The sequence below is a fragment of the Leptospira kobayashii genome, from assembly GCF_003114835.2.
GTDB lineage: Bacteria > Spirochaetota > Leptospiria > Leptospirales > Leptospiraceae > Leptospira_A > Leptospira_A kobayashii.
Genome location: NZ_AP025028.1, coordinates 2,650,777 through 2,664,013, shown reverse-complemented (window position 1 = coordinate 2,664,013; position 13,237 = coordinate 2,650,777). Strand labels below are relative to the sequence as shown.

General features: G+C 41.3%; 15 protein-coding genes and 1 riboswitch. Of the genes, 6 read left to right on the top strand and 9 right to left on the bottom strand.

The window, feature by feature from the left end:
* Nucleotides 1–28: 28 nt before the first annotated feature.
* The 4 genes from DI077_RS11975 to modB all read right to left on the bottom strand — a co-directional run bounded on the left by DI077_RS11975 (nucleotide 29) and on the right by modB (nucleotide 3,392).
* Nucleotides 29–1,189: an Lsa36 family surface (lipo)protein gene (locus tag DI077_RS11975; RefSeq protein WP_109019158.1), complete on the bottom strand. Its 1,161-nt coding sequence runs from the start codon at nucleotides 1,187–1,189 to the stop codon at nucleotides 29–31.
* A gap of 82 nt (nucleotides 1,190–1,271) precedes the next feature.
* The gene (locus DI077_RS11970; protein WP_109019159.1) at nucleotides 1,272–1,946 is read right to left on the bottom strand and encodes an ATP-binding cassette domain-containing protein; all 675 of its coding nucleotides are present in this window, start codon (nucleotides 1,944–1,946) and stop codon (nucleotides 1,272–1,274) included.
* Nucleotides 1,946–2,701, bottom strand: coding sequence for a molybdate ABC transporter substrate-binding protein (gene modA / locus DI077_RS11965; RefSeq protein WP_109019160.1), 756 nt, complete (start codon nucleotides 2,699–2,701; stop codon nucleotides 1,946–1,948). Before modA ends, DI077_RS11970 begins: the two co-directional genes overlap by 1 nt.
* Before the next feature lie 10 nt (nucleotides 2,702–2,711).
* Complete coding sequence (gene modB / locus DI077_RS11960; protein ID WP_109019161.1) at nucleotides 2,712–3,392, bottom strand: molybdate ABC transporter permease subunit; 681 nt, start codon at nucleotides 3,390–3,392, stop codon at nucleotides 2,712–2,714.
* Between the two features lie 104 nt (nucleotides 3,393–3,496).
* On the opposite strand from modB, the gene DI077_RS11955 reads away from it, so the two are divergent.
* Nucleotides 3,497–3,868, top strand: coding sequence for a PilZ domain-containing protein (locus DI077_RS11955; RefSeq protein WP_109019162.1), 372 nt, complete (start codon nucleotides 3,497–3,499; stop codon nucleotides 3,866–3,868).
* Nucleotides 3,869–4,028: 160 nt separating this feature from the next.
* Nucleotides 4,029–4,126, top strand: a riboswitch (TPP riboswitch).
* 85 nt (nucleotides 4,127–4,211) lie between these two features.
* On the top strand, nucleotides 4,212–5,708 hold the full coding sequence (gene thiC, locus DI077_RS11950; protein ID WP_109019163.1) for a phosphomethylpyrimidine synthase ThiC: 1,497 nt from the start codon (nucleotides 4,212–4,214) through the stop codon (nucleotides 5,706–5,708).
* A gap of 103 nt (nucleotides 5,709–5,811) precedes the next feature.
* On the opposite strand, the gene DI077_RS11945 is transcribed toward thiC, so the two are convergent.
* The 4 genes from DI077_RS11945 to DI077_RS11930 are packed head-to-tail and all read right to left on the bottom strand — an operon-like array spanning nucleotide 5,812 to nucleotide 10,357.
* Complete coding sequence (locus DI077_RS11945; protein WP_109019164.1) at nucleotides 5,812–6,942, bottom strand: acyl-CoA dehydrogenase family protein; 1,131 nt, start codon at nucleotides 6,940–6,942, stop codon at nucleotides 5,812–5,814.
* Between the two features lie 49 nt (nucleotides 6,943–6,991).
* Nucleotides 6,992–9,145: a cAMP/cGMP-dependent 3',5'-cyclic-AMP/GMP phosphodiesterase gene (locus tag DI077_RS11940; protein WP_109019165.1), complete on the bottom strand. Its 2,154-nt coding sequence runs from the start codon at nucleotides 9,143–9,145 to the stop codon at nucleotides 6,992–6,994.
* An 18-nt stretch (nucleotides 9,146–9,163) separates the two neighbouring features.
* Nucleotides 9,164–9,502 carry a thioredoxin gene (trxA, locus tag DI077_RS11935; RefSeq protein ID WP_278321686.1) on the bottom strand — a complete coding sequence of 113 codons (339 nt, stop codon included), beginning with the start codon at nucleotides 9,500–9,502 and terminating at the stop codon, nucleotides 9,164–9,166.
* 45 nt (nucleotides 9,503–9,547) lie between these two features.
* On the bottom strand, nucleotides 9,548–10,357 hold the full coding sequence (locus tag DI077_RS11930) for a hypothetical protein (protein ID WP_109019167.1): 810 nt from the start codon (nucleotides 10,355–10,357) through the stop codon (nucleotides 9,548–9,550).
* A gap of 32 nt (nucleotides 10,358–10,389) precedes the next feature.
* Here DI077_RS11930 and DI077_RS11925 point away from each other — a divergent pair, with 32 nt between their 5' ends.
* The 4 genes from DI077_RS11925 to DI077_RS11910 are packed head-to-tail and all read left to right on the top strand — an operon-like array spanning nucleotide 10,390 to nucleotide 12,412.
* Nucleotides 10,390–10,686 carry a hypothetical protein gene (locus DI077_RS11925; RefSeq protein ID WP_242935181.1) on the top strand — a complete coding sequence of 99 codons (297 nt, stop codon included), beginning with the start codon at nucleotides 10,390–10,392 and terminating at the stop codon, nucleotides 10,684–10,686.
* A gap of 48 nt (nucleotides 10,687–10,734) precedes the next feature.
* Entirely contained in the window at nucleotides 10,735–11,043 is a 309-nt protein-coding gene (locus DI077_RS11920) for a TRL domain-containing protein (RefSeq protein ID WP_109019168.1), read from the top strand.
* Nucleotides 11,044–11,051: 8 nt separating this feature from the next.
* The gene (locus DI077_RS11915) at nucleotides 11,052–11,387 is read left to right on the top strand and encodes a TRL domain-containing protein (RefSeq protein WP_167837099.1); all 336 of its coding nucleotides are present in this window, start codon (nucleotides 11,052–11,054) and stop codon (nucleotides 11,385–11,387) included.
* A complete protein-coding gene (locus DI077_RS11910) occupies nucleotides 11,387–12,412 on the top strand; it encodes a prolipoprotein diacylglyceryl transferase (protein WP_109019170.1) in 1,026 nt (341 codons plus the stop codon). Before DI077_RS11915 ends, DI077_RS11910 begins: the two co-directional genes overlap by 1 nt.
* A gap of 54 nt (nucleotides 12,413–12,466) precedes the next feature.
* On the opposite strand, the gene DI077_RS11905 is transcribed toward DI077_RS11910, so the two are convergent.
* Complete coding sequence (locus tag DI077_RS11905) at nucleotides 12,467–13,237, bottom strand: DUF1295 domain-containing protein (protein WP_109019171.1); 771 nt, start codon at nucleotides 13,235–13,237, stop codon at nucleotides 12,467–12,469.

Below are 13,237 nucleotides of genomic sequence, written 5' to 3'. Positions count from 1 at the left end.
GAAAGATACCAATTGGAAGGAATAGCTGTTAAAAAGCGACTTTGGCGCCTACCATCACAGATTGGACTTTTTGAGAAACCATCGCTTCCACTGTAACTTTGGTTAATAATACATTCAGCTCTAACCCTGTAACAAGAAAGCTAGTGGAATTGGGTGCATTGGCTGTTCCTGAAACATCCAATGCCAAAGTCCCTGATTTACTTTGTCCGAGTACGGAGCTGGGAATCAGTGCTTGCACTTCCGCAGGTAAAGAAGAAGCCACGGAACCTGCATCCAGTGCGATTGTCAAAGGGCCTGATCGTTCTATTTTTAGGTTCGTAGAACCGAAGTTAAGTGAAGTTCCCGCACCTGCAAAAAAAGTTAAAAAATAAAACATCCTGAAACCGGTACGCACATCCAAAGGAACACTTGTGAGTGTGCTATTGTAATTGAAAGTAGTGGAACCTCCCCAGGTTCCCATGGCCGGACCTAAAGTGATTGCTTGCGTTTTTCCGTCATTATAAGTAACATCGATGGTTTGCCTTTGGTAGTGCATTCCCATACCGAGTGAGATTCCCGAAAATTCGAAAATACCGATTCCGTCCGAGTAACTATCGAATATATGAAACCGAAGAGTAAATCCCCCCGTTGTTATATCCCCACCTAACTGAACGTTCTTATTTTGTGCTTCGATCGCTTTTTGAACATCTCCTTCGGCAAAGTTGAATTTGAATCCGTGCACATATAGATTGAAACGATGCATGAATGTTTTCAAGTCTTGGTCCGTATCCGAAGGACCGTCTCCGAGTAACCATCCCAAATTGACAGCAAAAACAAGGTTAGGTGAAAGAGAGGCTCCCACGTTGGGAAGTTTGGAAAAATTCAAGTCCCTATAGGAAACATTGATGTCTTCTTTCTTTTGGCCGGCAAGTGCCATGCCTCCCCCGATTTGAAATCTATTAACGATGCCCGATCCCATAAGCGAGGAATTGATGTTTGTGATGACAGCGGATTCCGCCATGGTGGATAAAATCTTATCCGTATACTGTGCCTGTAATGCCTGATCTACCTGGTTCAATTGGGTTTGGATGGTGGTGGGTAAAATCGTACATGCGTCTCCGGAACAGGTGACTTTTGCATCTAGATCTTTCTCTAAAGCAAATAGGACAAATAAGGTAAAGATCGCTCCGGGCAAAATTTGCTTTTTCATCTCATATTTCTCTGGCAAGGAAACATTATAACATATATCGGAGTTCGGTCGAGGCTTTCTTAAGAAGGAATCTCTCGTTCTGTCAGGGCTCCTTCCGGATTCTACCGTTTTCCATGTACAAAGGGCGTACCCCGAAAAAGCCAGGATCGGTCAGATCATGAGAGATGAGTAGGATCGGAACTTGGATCCTTTCCCGGAGAGACTTTAATTCTTCTCTCATTCTTATGCGCAGGTCCGGATTTAAAGCGGTAAAGGGTTCGTCCAGAAGCAATATTTCCGGTTTTCGGGCAAGTGCCCTTGCCAAAGCGACTCTCTGCTTTTGGCCTCCCGAAAGAGTTTTCGGGTAACTTTCCGCAGTTCCTTCCATTTCAAATAGTTGCAATAAATGGTTAACGATTTCTCTGTCGGCTTTGGCGGGCCGGAGAAATGGGAATTGTTTTTTTAATCCGAATTCTATATTCTTTCGAACTGTTAAATGGGGAAACAATCCGTAATTTTGGGAGAGGTATCCTAGATTTCTTTTTTCGGAAGGGATATTTTTACGGGTTTCAGAATCGAAGTAGATCCTTTCCCCGAAAGAAATTTTTCCGGAATCCGGCTTTATCAGTCCCGCAATTGCTTTCAATGTCAGGCTTTTTCCGGCACCGGAAGGTCCGTAGATGATTTGGAAATTTTCAAAAAAAGAGAATTGGACATCGAGCCGGAATTCTCTTTTTCCATCATCTACCTTTTTTTGAATATTTACGCACAGAGTCATTAAGGAAGAATGAATTTGTATTGAGTGAAAATTTCTTTGGCTTCGGCACTTTGCAAAAATTCCAAAAATAATAAGGAAGCTTCAGGATGTTTGGTGCCGGAAACCAGAGTTCCGGGATATAAGATCGGCTTGTGTCCGGAAAGTAGCAGAGCGACTTTTACTTTTCCCTCCGCGATAGTAGCGTCCGTCTGGTATACGAAACCCGCATCCGTTTCTTCCCTGCTAACATAGTCTAGGACCTGTCTTACGTTTTCACATGGGATGAATTTTTCTTTTAACGCTATGAGTAATTTTTCCTTTTCTAATGTTTGTTCCGCATAACGTCCGGCAGGAACACTGTTCGGATTTCCTATCGCAATCCGTTTGAATTCCTGTTTTAACAAATCTTTTAATGTTTCGATCTTGAATATGCTGGCCTGGGGAAGAATTAGAACCAAATTGTTTTTGAGTAGGATTTTTTTGGACTTCGGATCCAAAACATTTTTCTGAATTCCCTTATCTAACGTGTCTTCGTCGGCGGAAATAAAAACGTCTGCAGGGGCGCCTTTTGCTATCTGTTGATAAAGACTTCCCGATGATCCGAAATTGAAAACCGCTTTAACTCCGTGTTTTTTTTCGAATTTTTCTCCGATTTCTTTGAGAACATCTGTTAGGCTGGAAGCAGCCGATACTATGATCTCTTGTTCGTCGGAAAATAAGGGAGTGGATAATAGAAAACTTACGATTATGAAGTAATAAAGAAATTTTTGTTTCATAGGAATAGATTTACCAATGGGGTTTTTTCAAAAGAATTCCCGATAATGTTAAAACTATTATGCAGATAAGGGAAGCAAGAAATACCAAAGCCAGGGAAAAATCATCCTTACCGGATTGAACCGAATCATAAATCGCCAGGGCAATCGTTTGCGTTTTGTCCGGAATATTTCCGGCGATCATCAAAGTGGCTCCAAATTCGCCGATCCCTCTGGCATAAGCTAACATAGATCCTGCGAGAATTCCTCTCCAGGACAAAGGTAAGATCACGAAAAGAAATGCAGTGAGTCCGGATTTTCCCAAAGTCCTTGCCGTTTCTTCATATTCGGGATCCAAGTCTTCGAAAGATGCTTTTGCGGAACGATACACCAATGGAAAAGAAACGATCATAGATGCGAGAATGGCTCCATGGATATGGAATATAATGGAGTAATGAAAGTATTCTAAAAGAGGTTCTCCGAAAATTCCTTTTTTACCGAAAAGGACGAGAAGATAATATCCAAGTACTGTAGGAGGTAACACCATCGGTAGAGTCAAAATCGCATCGATCAAAGTTTTGCCCCAAAAGGCGGACCGACTCATCCAATACGCGAAAAAAATTCCGAGGAAAGTTGCAAAGATCGTGGAAATGATTGTAACTTGTAAAGTGAGAACTAAAGGAGATCGAACGGTTTCCCAGGAAATAGAATCCATATTTCGTTTCCCTTCTATTCCCCGACCTTTTTCTCTTTTATCAAGCGAAAGAAAATGATAAATCCTGGTTTACATTCTTATTTTATTACCTTAATTTACCTGAAATGCCGCAAAGCCAAGATAAACGTAAATTTGTCCGAGTGATCCCGGAAGAGAAAGAGCCTGTGGAAGTGCATCTTATGGGTTCCGTACTATTGGATGTTTTGAAGGCTAGGGATTTGAGTCTCGGAGGGATCGGGATCGTGGCGCCTAATCATTTTGAAGAATGGGATATGAATGAAAAAATTGAAATTCTTGTAGCACTTCCCGGAGATCTTGCGGATTTTTTGGCGCGAGGAGTGATCAAACAAATCGGTAAAAAATCCAAAGAAGAGGGAATTTACGGGGTGCAGTTCACTGAAATCGGACCTAAAGGAAAACAGGATCTTCAAGTCTACATTCATAGAATGGAAAGAAAGGGCAGGATCGCCGGTTAACAGTTAATAAAAGTTATACTGCATTCTTTTTTCTCTCTTCTACAATCTATCTCCAAAAACTTTTCTAAAAATCCGATAAACCGGTTTTTGATAAACTAGGATGGATAAAATCTCCTCAATTTATCGTTGTCAAATTCAGTCGTTCACTTTAGCCTTGAGTTATAACCGTTGGGGGTGGGTTTCGTAAAGAAACTCTGAGAGAGTCCCCATGAACCTGATCTGGATAATGCCAGCGAAGGGAAACGGAAAAGAGCTAAATCTATTTTTGTATAGTCTTATACAAATTCTTCCCTAGTTCTCCCATTTCCACTTTCAGTCAGTTTCGGACGGTTTGGGAGGATATATGAACCAAACTTCACAAACAACTGAGGAATTTATAATTCCAAAAAACGAAATCCGACTAACAGACGGAACAACATTTCATTCCTATCGAACGGAAGGAAGTCTGTGTATGCATCACGAGGAATTCGATTACAAACAAGGCATCGCAAAAATCAGAAAACCTTGGATAGAAAAACGAGAGTCCAGAGGCGATAAAAATTTTTCCCAGATGTATTATGCTAGGCGGGGAGAAATTACGGAAGAGATGCGATTTGTAGCAATGCGTGAAAATGTCAGTCCTGAATTCGTAATGAATGAAGTGAAAATCGGCCGCGCCATTATACCATCTAACAAAAATCACCTGGAACTGGAACCGATGATCATCGGAAAAAAATTCCTTGTGAAAGTGAACGCAAACATCGGAAATTCCGCGATCTCTTCGTCCATTGAAGAAGAAGTGGAAAAATTGCGTTGGGCGCTCAGATGGGGATCCGATACCGTTATGGATTTATCGACGGGTAAAAACATTCATGAAACAAGAGAATGGATCATTCGAAATTCTCCCGCACCCATCGGAACGGTTCCACTTTACCAAGCCTTGGAAAAGGTAAAGGGTAAGGCTGAAAACCTGAACATTGATGTTTATCTGGAAACACTTATCGAGCAAGCGGAACAAGGTGTGGATTATTTTACGATTCATGCGGGAGTGTTGCACGATTATGTCCGTCTTACGGAGAAAAGGGTCACCGGAATCGTATCACGTGGAGGCTCCATTATGGCTCGTTGGTGTTTGCATCATAAAAAAGAAAATTTTTTATACGAACATTTTGACCGGATCAATGAAGTTATGAAGAAATACGGGGTTTCATATTCCTTAGGGGACGGACTCAGACCGGGTTGTATCGCGGATGCAAACGATGAAGCGCAATTTGCCGAACTAAGAACTCTTGGAGAGCTTACCAAAAAAGCATGGGAAGAAGATGTTCAGGTGATGGTGGAAGGGCCAGGACATGTTCCTTTGCATTTGATTGAAGAAAACGTTCGCCTTCAATCCGAACTTTGCAACGAAGCTCCTTTTTATACTCTCGGTCCTTTGGTGACGGATATCGCTCCTGGTTATGATCATATAACATCTGCTATTGGAGCAGCTATGATTGCCTGGCACGGGACAGCAATGCTTTGTTATGTGACACCGAAAGAACATTTGGGTCTTCCTAATAAACAGGATGTAAAGGACGGAATGATCGCTTATAAGATCGCAGCGCATGCGGCTGATTTGGCAAAAGGTCATCCCGGTGCGCAGGAGAGGGACAATTTACTTTCCAAAGCAAGATTTGAGTTTCGTTGGGAAGATCAATTCGCACTTTCTCTCGATCCGGAACTTGCACAGTCTTATCACGATGAAACATTACCTCAAGACGGAATGAAGAAGGCGCATTTTTGTTCTATGTGCGGTCCTCATTTTTGTTCCATGCATCTGACTCAAGAATTACGTAAAGAAGAGGCTAGTAGAAAATAAAGAAAAGGAAAAGAAAGAGCTTAAATACTTTTGTAGCCACAGGCCACAGAAATCTGTGACCTTGTGGTTTTGTTTCGTCAGTTTTCGTATTCGGATATTCGAATTATAATCCGAGTCCGCGTCCGATGATTTCTTTCATAATCTCAGTCGTTCCCGCATAGATGGTTTGAATGCGTGCATCCAAATAAGCGCGTGCGATAGGATACTCCATCATATAACCGTAGCCACCGAAGAATTGCAAACATTCGTCCGTATGTCTTTTTTGCATTTCAGTCGCATACCATTTGCACATGGATGCTTCTACCGTAGTATTTTCACCTTTCATGTGTTCGATGATCACTTTGTCCAAAAATACCTGGGACATTTCCAATTCGGTTGCCATCTCCGCCATCTTGAACTTTGTGTTTTGGAAAGAACCTATCTTCTGACCGAATGCTTTACGTTCTTTGATATATTGTAAGGTAATTCTTTGTACTAGTCTTGTTGCTTCTACGGCCGCGAGTGCCAGAACCAAACGTTCCTGAGCTAGCTTTTGCATCAGGTAACGAAAACCTTGTCCTTGTGTTCCGATGAGATTTGATTTTGGCACCTTGACATCGTTATAGTAAAGCTCTGATGTGTCCTGAGCTTTCAAACCGATCTTGTCAAGGTTTCTTCCTCTTTCGAATCCTTCCATTCCTTCCTCGACCATAAGTAGAGATATTGTTCCGTTGTCATGTTTAACGGCTGTTATGATGAGATCCGACAGTTGACCGTTGGAGATAAAAGTTTTTTGGCCGTTTACAATGTAGTGGTCTCCCTTATCTACAGCACTGGTTCTGAGAGATTTTAAATCCGATCCGGCACCCGGCTCGGTCATTGCAATGGCAAGTATGCTTTCTCCGGAAACACATTTCGGTAGCCAACGTTTCTTTTGTTCATCGTTTGCATAAGTGGAAATATAAGGAGCAATTACATCGTTATGGAGAGAGATAAAAAAACCGCTGTTTCCTACTTTTGCGGACTCTTCAATGATGATAACATTGTATAGAAAATCAGCGCCTGCACCACCGTAAGCGGGATCTACATTCGGACAAAGTAAGCCGTATTCGCCTGCTTTTCTCCAGACTTCTTTCGGGACGATATGATTCTTTTCCCATTCTTCATGATGGGGTTTGACTTCTGTTTCAAAAAATTTCCGAGTCATTTCTCGGAATTGTTGGTGCTCTTCTGTAAAAGGCAGGATTCGATCCATGCGGTTTGACTCCTTTGCATCCCTATGGTAAAAGAATGGCGAAAATAGGTCAATTATAAACAGTGTTCAGTTTCATATAGACGCCTGGATTTTTCTTGATGTATTGGATTGCGTCTTCTTGTCCCAACACATAGAGTTCTGTGCCGGGCCAAGCAATGAATGTATAGCTGGAAGGTAGTTTCTTGGTAAGAGGGTAAATTTCGCCGACAAAGTCACCGGGACCCAATTCGCGGATGGTGCGGTGGTGTTGCATAACTACAACGGTTCCTGATTTTACGATAAATGCTTTTTCGAAGGAATGTCCTTCTTCGATCAGAACATCTTCGGATCTGATTGTTTCAAATTTCAGAATCAATTCCAGCTGAGTCACTTGATAACTGGTAAGTCCCCGGAATGTTTGCGATTCCGTCAGGGTTTTCCAGGTATTTGTTTCCCGAATGGAATTCAATTTGACCAGGTTTTCATGTAATTTCGAGCCACGAATGAATTGGTGGAACCTGGTTTTATCGATTGTCAATGCAACCACATCCGTTTCCGCATAAACATCCGCTTGGCGAACAGTATCTAGTATCAAAGAAGCTTCGCCGAAGTATTCATAAGTACCATATCGTTTTACAGCGGAATGATCCCCTGATAAACCTTCGAACCGGACATTCCCCGAGGCAATGATATAAAAACGATCACCTTTGATGCCTTTTATGATGATCTGTTCTCCTCGGCGGAATTTTTCTTCTTTTACGATTTGTAAAAATTCTTTGGCCTTTTCGATCGGGAAACCGGAGAAAATATCAATCTGGGATAAAATTTCCAAAAGTTTGAAAGCATCCTGGTGTTTCGGTGGAGTGATTTCAGGATAAAGCGTATTTTCAATTCCGAATTTAGCAAGCGTTAGATGAGTGCCCGTCGGCATATCTTTGGAAGCAATATGATAGACTGTAATTCTTTTTTGTACTTCTTCGGGAAGAGTTGCGAGATAACTGATTCTTGTGTGAAGGGGAGGGACTCCTGCTTCATGATAGATGATTTTGCGATCCCAGGGAAAATCTTTTAGAAATTGGAACCTAGTTTCCGGTAGAACTCCCTTTTTATACATATCTTCGAATGCTTCCGGATCATTCAGGTGATCGGAAGTATAATAGAAAGATTGGTCCTGGAAGAAAAATTCGAAACCTACGGAAGGAATGGAATGGATCGCATAATGAAAGTAAAACTCTCCACCGTTGATAATTGTGGGACGACCGATGACTACAGGTATAAAATCGAATAAATCAGTGATTTCTTTTCTGGGAATCTTAGTCAAACTGCAGTATTTGCGTAGGAAAGATTCCATCACGGTTGCAGTTGCATAGATCGTAATCTTTGATTCTTCCAGGATTTTTTGAAATGTTCCCGCATCGTGGTCCGCATGGCAATGGGTGAGAATGATGGAGTTGATGAATTTAGGGTTAACATTGGATTCGCGAAGCCATTCTGTGGAATTCACAGGCGGGTCCACCATAATTCCTTGGCCGTTCAGCCAAATGATAAAACCGGAGGTGTTGTCATTCGGATCAAAACCATGGGAAGGACCGAGGCAAGTGATTCCTATCAGAGGCGGCTGAAACGGTTCCAGTAATCTTTTTCCAATATCGAATTTAACATGGAAATCCACTTCACCGGGGATCTTCGTTTTACGATCCTGATCGACCACCAAAAATTCGTTAGATGGCAGGTGCTCTATGGTAATCCCGCCGAATTTAACTTTTTGATTTTCATCAAACAATATAAATTCCACAACATCGTCCATGGATTTATAACTACGGAAGTATGCCATTTCCGCTTTGATATCGGGAAACCCGAAAGTGGCTTCTCCGTCTATGAATTCGGAAGCAAGGTTGAGCTCTGCAGGACCCATCAGGGATTCACCTAAAACGATTGTTAGTTGTTCTTTCTGTTCTTGGGTGCAGACGATGAAGGTTTTTTTTCCTCCCCGGAAAAAAAAGTTAAAATAGATGGGAAATTCAAGTTCAGCTACGCTGATTCCTTTTTCCACATGAAAGAATTTATTGGGTAATACGAATACGAGGGGAGTCTTTTTTTCAAGACCCATAGTGTCTTTGATCGTTTCGGGAGGAGATCCGAATTGGATGTATCCTTCCGAAGTATCTACTAGGTACCCCCCTCTGGAGAGCGCTATGAAACCGTTTGGTTCTGAACTTACCATGAGGGGAGCGTCGACTTCCTATTTGTGGTTTTCGATGAATTTTTTGATTTGCGGCTTCGGAAGTGCTCCGATCGCTTTATCAACTAAAACCCCATCTTTGTAAAGAAGTAGAGTTGGAATGGATTGAATTCCTAATTCTTGTGCTGTCTTTTGGTTGAAATCAACATTCAGCTTTTTGATTTTGATTTCAGACATTTCAGTGGAAAGCTCATCTAACACCGGCGCAACCATACGACAAGGACCACACCATTCCGCCCAACAATCTACAAGTACCATACCGCTTGCAGTCTCTGCTTTGAAATTGGCGTCATTGACTTCTGTTAATGCCATATTTCTGTTTCTCCTTTGAAAGGTAATGCCCGTTCTAAGTACTAGACTGTGGAAACGGGGGAAAAACGTCGATTATTGTTTCTTTTTTTTCTTTTTGTCATCGGATTCCAGGTCTGCGATCTTTTGTTGGAAGGATTCGATGAGAGTTTTGGTTTTTTCCAGGTCTTCCGTTTCACCTGTGATTTGAAATATTTTTCTATTCATCTCTAACATGACTACAGAGTGTTTCAAATCCGTGGAATCTTGTGTCGACATTTCAAATTTGGAACGAAAGTCCTGTGCGGCGGAGTTGGAGAGTTCGATAATTAAATTAAAATGTTCCCTACGTGTATAATAATAAGGGTTGTCAAGATCTTGTTCTTTTTCATAAGCGATAAAATCGAAGAGATTTTTGGCGCATCCGGCCAATCGATAATGGATATCGGGCCAACTCCATTTCCATTTTGAATTGGGTCCGAAAGCGATATTTGTTTTTTTGATCGCTTCTCTCAGTCCTTTGATCAGGTTCAATCTTTGTGTAGGTGTTATTCTTTCTATTTTGGCAAGTAGATCTTTGTTTTCTGAGAGGGAGCCGTCTATGTTATTGCTTACTGTTTTTTCGATAAATGAAATGCAGTTGTAAATTTCTTTTCTAGCCGTTTCCAGATAGTTGTTATTATTGATTTCTAAAATTGCGGTCGATAACTCGTTGATCATAAGACAGGTGTTAATTGACTTCAGCGAGTTTGTTGCCAGCGCGATATTGAAATAAGGTTCCATGTCCTTGTTTTTTTTGGACTGGAGTTTGTACATATTCGCTTCTTTTTTGAGTTCCTCCAGGTAGTTTTTGAAATCTACCAGTTTCTCATTAAAATCAGCTTTTTTCTCTTTCGTGATCGCCATGGCCTACTTATTTATTCTCGGTAAATCGGAAGATGTTCTCTTTTCTTTTTCAAAAAAGATCCTTTCCTTTAAAAAAACAAATCGACCGTTCCAGTTTCCTACCCAGACTAGAAAAAGTGAACGAATTTCCACGCAAAGAACGCGATTTATTAGATATTCTTGATACCTACAAATATATGAATCAGGCGTATTTTTGGGAATCCGTGGAATCCGACGGGCGTTGGGATCATGCGCAAGGTTGGGTTCAGTTGAATCATCCTGAATCGGAATGGAGATTCCGGTTGGCAGAGAAGTTTTCCCCTCAGGCCCCCGAAGGCGCTAAAAAATAATTTCCTAATTTCTCTTTACACAAAATCCCTTTTAAGCTCATTATTCTTATGAAATTTTTAATCCTCCTGTCGGGACTTTTATTTTCGGGATGTGTCACAACCGGATTTATTTCCCCATTGGGCTCAGCGATTTTTAAAATAGACCAAGAACCTGTGACTCTCGGGCCTTCTCCTATCTTCGTTAAGAAAGGCGAAGCATGTTCCATCAATCTTTTCGGACTTTATGCGGGCGGAGATTCTTCTTTGATTCATGCCATGCAAAAAGGCGGTATTTCCAAAGTCGGAGTTGTGGATCGAAGCGTTACCAATATATTTTTAGTCTATGGCCAAGTTTGCACCATTGTTTATGGGGAATGATATTTCCCATGTTTCGGTATTTTGTCTTTGCCCTTAGTTTTTTCTGTATTTTTCACTGCGGCACCACAGGCTCTCAAACTTCTTTGGGGACAACATCGGCGGTGCTTGCCTATATAGAACCGGTAGGGTCTATTTCTCCGAATGCGGAAACTTATTATAAAAAAGGCGAAGCCTGTTCTTATAATCTTTTGGGCCTTGTTGCATTCGGGAATTCGTCCATTTATAAAGCGGCCCAAAAAGGAAAAATCACCAAACTTGGGATAGTTGATCGTGTGGTTGTAAAATACAGTATTTTATATATATATTATTTCGGTATAGTTTGTACAAAGGTTTCAGGTGAGTGATGTTTCCAATTAATTTTGATATATTCGGTTATCAGGTTCGGGGTTATGAAGGCCATTGGGTATTAGGTATCCTTGTGATGGGATTTTTTTACCAACGCCATAAATCCTTACGGGCGGGTTATTCCAATGAATGGTTTGTAAATGCATATTCCGTGGCGATTCTTATGGGATTTGTTTTTGCCCGCCTATTTCATTATCTTTTCTGGGATACCGCGACATTTTTAAACAATCCTTTGGTTTTATTTCAGCCTTCCGGCGGATTTGCCATTCTCGGTGGAACGATCGGAACAGGATTCGGCGGTTGGTTGTATTGCCAGCTAACAGGAAAAAATTTCCTACATTGGTGCGATTCTCTTATGACACCGATCGCATTGGGGCTTTGTCTCAGTCGTTTTTCCTGCTTTTTGAACGGGGATGCTTACGGGAATCCTACAAATTCCATTTTCGGTGTCGTTTTTTCCGAAAATAGCGTGGATTGGATGGAGAGATGGAACGGATTACATGCGTTATATGCAACTTCGGAAAATCCTCTTGCTGTAATTTCAAATCTGTTCTTGGGACAAGTCAATCTGATCGACATTCCCGTTCCTAAATCAATGGAATCTCTTCGTGCGGAAGGATTTACAAATCTGGCGCAACTTTCTTCTTTTTATCCTCCCGTAGCAACTGGTGATTACAAATCGGTTCTTGTCGCGAAGGGCTTGTTTCCGTTTCCAGTGATCGCTCCTCCCGTTCATCCTGCCCAATTGTATGAAGTGTTTCTTATGGCTATTTGTTATATTCTGATTGTGAAACTGGAATCGGTGGAATTCGCCAAACGAAAGTTATTTTTCGTGTTTTGGATGTATTACGGATTCAACCGGTTTATCATCGAGTTCTTTCGGGGAGATCGAAATATCGCTTTTGCGGATTTGACCTATGCGCAATTGATTTCTTTGGGGGTGCTTGTCAGCGGGATGATGGGGTTTTTCTATTTCACATGGAAATGGAAAAAATATGGAATGCCTGAGGTTAAGTTACCTTAATTTAAAATGGAATCGGCGGGAAAACATTTCCCACGCTTTCATCCCTAATTTTTTCTAATAGACTCCCGGCAAAATTCTCTTTCGTTCCGAAGGGAAACCGGGTAGTTTTTCCAGATACCATTCCCGAGTCCGGTTGCTTCTTCCTGAGAGATAAGCCGTCATAATGATCAGTATGAAAAAGCTATCAATATAAGTGGAAAGAATCGCAAACCCAAGCCAGGAAACCAGCTCAAAAAAATAATGAGGGCAAACCAGTTTTTGAAACAAACCTTGGTTCGGAATTTTATATTCTTTTTCATTTCCCGATCTGAGTTTGGTAAGTAAAATATGATGGTAAAGATTTCCCGTTTGACCAATTAGAAAAATAACCGCACCCAAAATTGTCCACCAAACAGGAATTTGGTTCGCTAGGGATTCGGGAGTATGATTGTGCAAAGACCCGGTAACTAATCCGATATTGCTGTATGCAATCGTGATAAAAAACACTCCGAGCATTCCTATCCTTCCTGAAAATTTATGTAAGAACAATACTTCCAAACATCTTTTCCCGAAATGAATGACGAAGGCGAGTAGAGTGATCCATTGATAGAAAAGTTTGGGATTGTCCGATGAATTCCAAGTGTATAGGTAGGCAAGTATAGGCAAAAAGTAGATGATAAACATCCCAACCTTGGGGGAAACTCCTTGGCCTTTTGCAAATTTACTATAAGGAAGATTGAATGTCCCGGAGGATTCCAATTTAAAAACAAATACAGAAAGAAAGATGTAAAATCCGTAGGTATAAATAACCGCGTCGGTTAACGCGGGAAATGTGATCAGATTCAT

Coding starts and splice junctions, on each gene's coding strand:
- DI077_RS11975 (WP_109019158.1), bottom strand. CDS start 1,189: ATGAAAAAGCAAATTTTGCCCGGAGCGATCTTTACCTTATTTGTCCTA.
- DI077_RS11970 (WP_109019159.1), bottom strand. CDS start 1,946: ATGACTCTGTGCGTAAATATTCAAAAAAAGGTAGATGATGGAAAAAGA.
- modA (WP_109019160.1), bottom strand. CDS start 2,701: ATGAAACAAAAATTTCTTTATTACTTCATAATCGTAAGTTTTCTATTA.
- modB (WP_109019161.1), bottom strand. CDS start 3,392: ATGGATTCTATTTCCTGGGAAACCGTTCGATCTCCTTTAGTTCTCACT.
- DI077_RS11955 (WP_109019162.1), top strand. CDS start 3,497: ATGCCGCAAAGCCAAGATAAACGTAAATTTGTCCGAGTGATCCCGGAA.
- thiC (WP_109019163.1), top strand. CDS start 4,212: ATGAACCAAACTTCACAAACAACTGAGGAATTTATAATTCCAAAAAAC.
- DI077_RS11945 (WP_109019164.1), bottom strand. CDS start 6,942: ATGGATCGAATCCTGCCTTTTACAGAAGAGCACCAACAATTCCGAGAA.
- DI077_RS11940 (WP_109019165.1), bottom strand. CDS start 9,145: ATGGTAAGTTCAGAACCAAACGGTTTCATAGCGCTCTCCAGAGGGGGG.
- DI077_RS11930 (WP_109019167.1), bottom strand. CDS start 10,357: ATGGCGATCACGAAAGAGAAAAAAGCTGATTTTAATGAGAAACTGGTA.
- DI077_RS11925 (WP_242935181.1), top strand. CDS start 10,390: ATGTTCTCTTTTCTTTTTCAAAAAAGATCCTTTCCTTTAAAAAAACAA.
- DI077_RS11920 (WP_109019168.1), top strand. CDS start 10,735: ATGAAATTTTTAATCCTCCTGTCGGGACTTTTATTTTCGGGATGTGTC.
- DI077_RS11915 (WP_167837099.1), top strand. CDS start 11,052: ATGTTTCGGTATTTTGTCTTTGCCCTTAGTTTTTTCTGTATTTTTCAC.
- DI077_RS11910 (WP_109019170.1), top strand. CDS start 11,387: ATGTTTCCAATTAATTTTGATATATTCGGTTATCAGGTTCGGGGTTAT.
- DI077_RS11905 (WP_109019171.1), bottom strand. CDS start 13,237: ATGAATCTGATCACATTTCCCGCGTTAACCGACGCGGTTATTTATACC.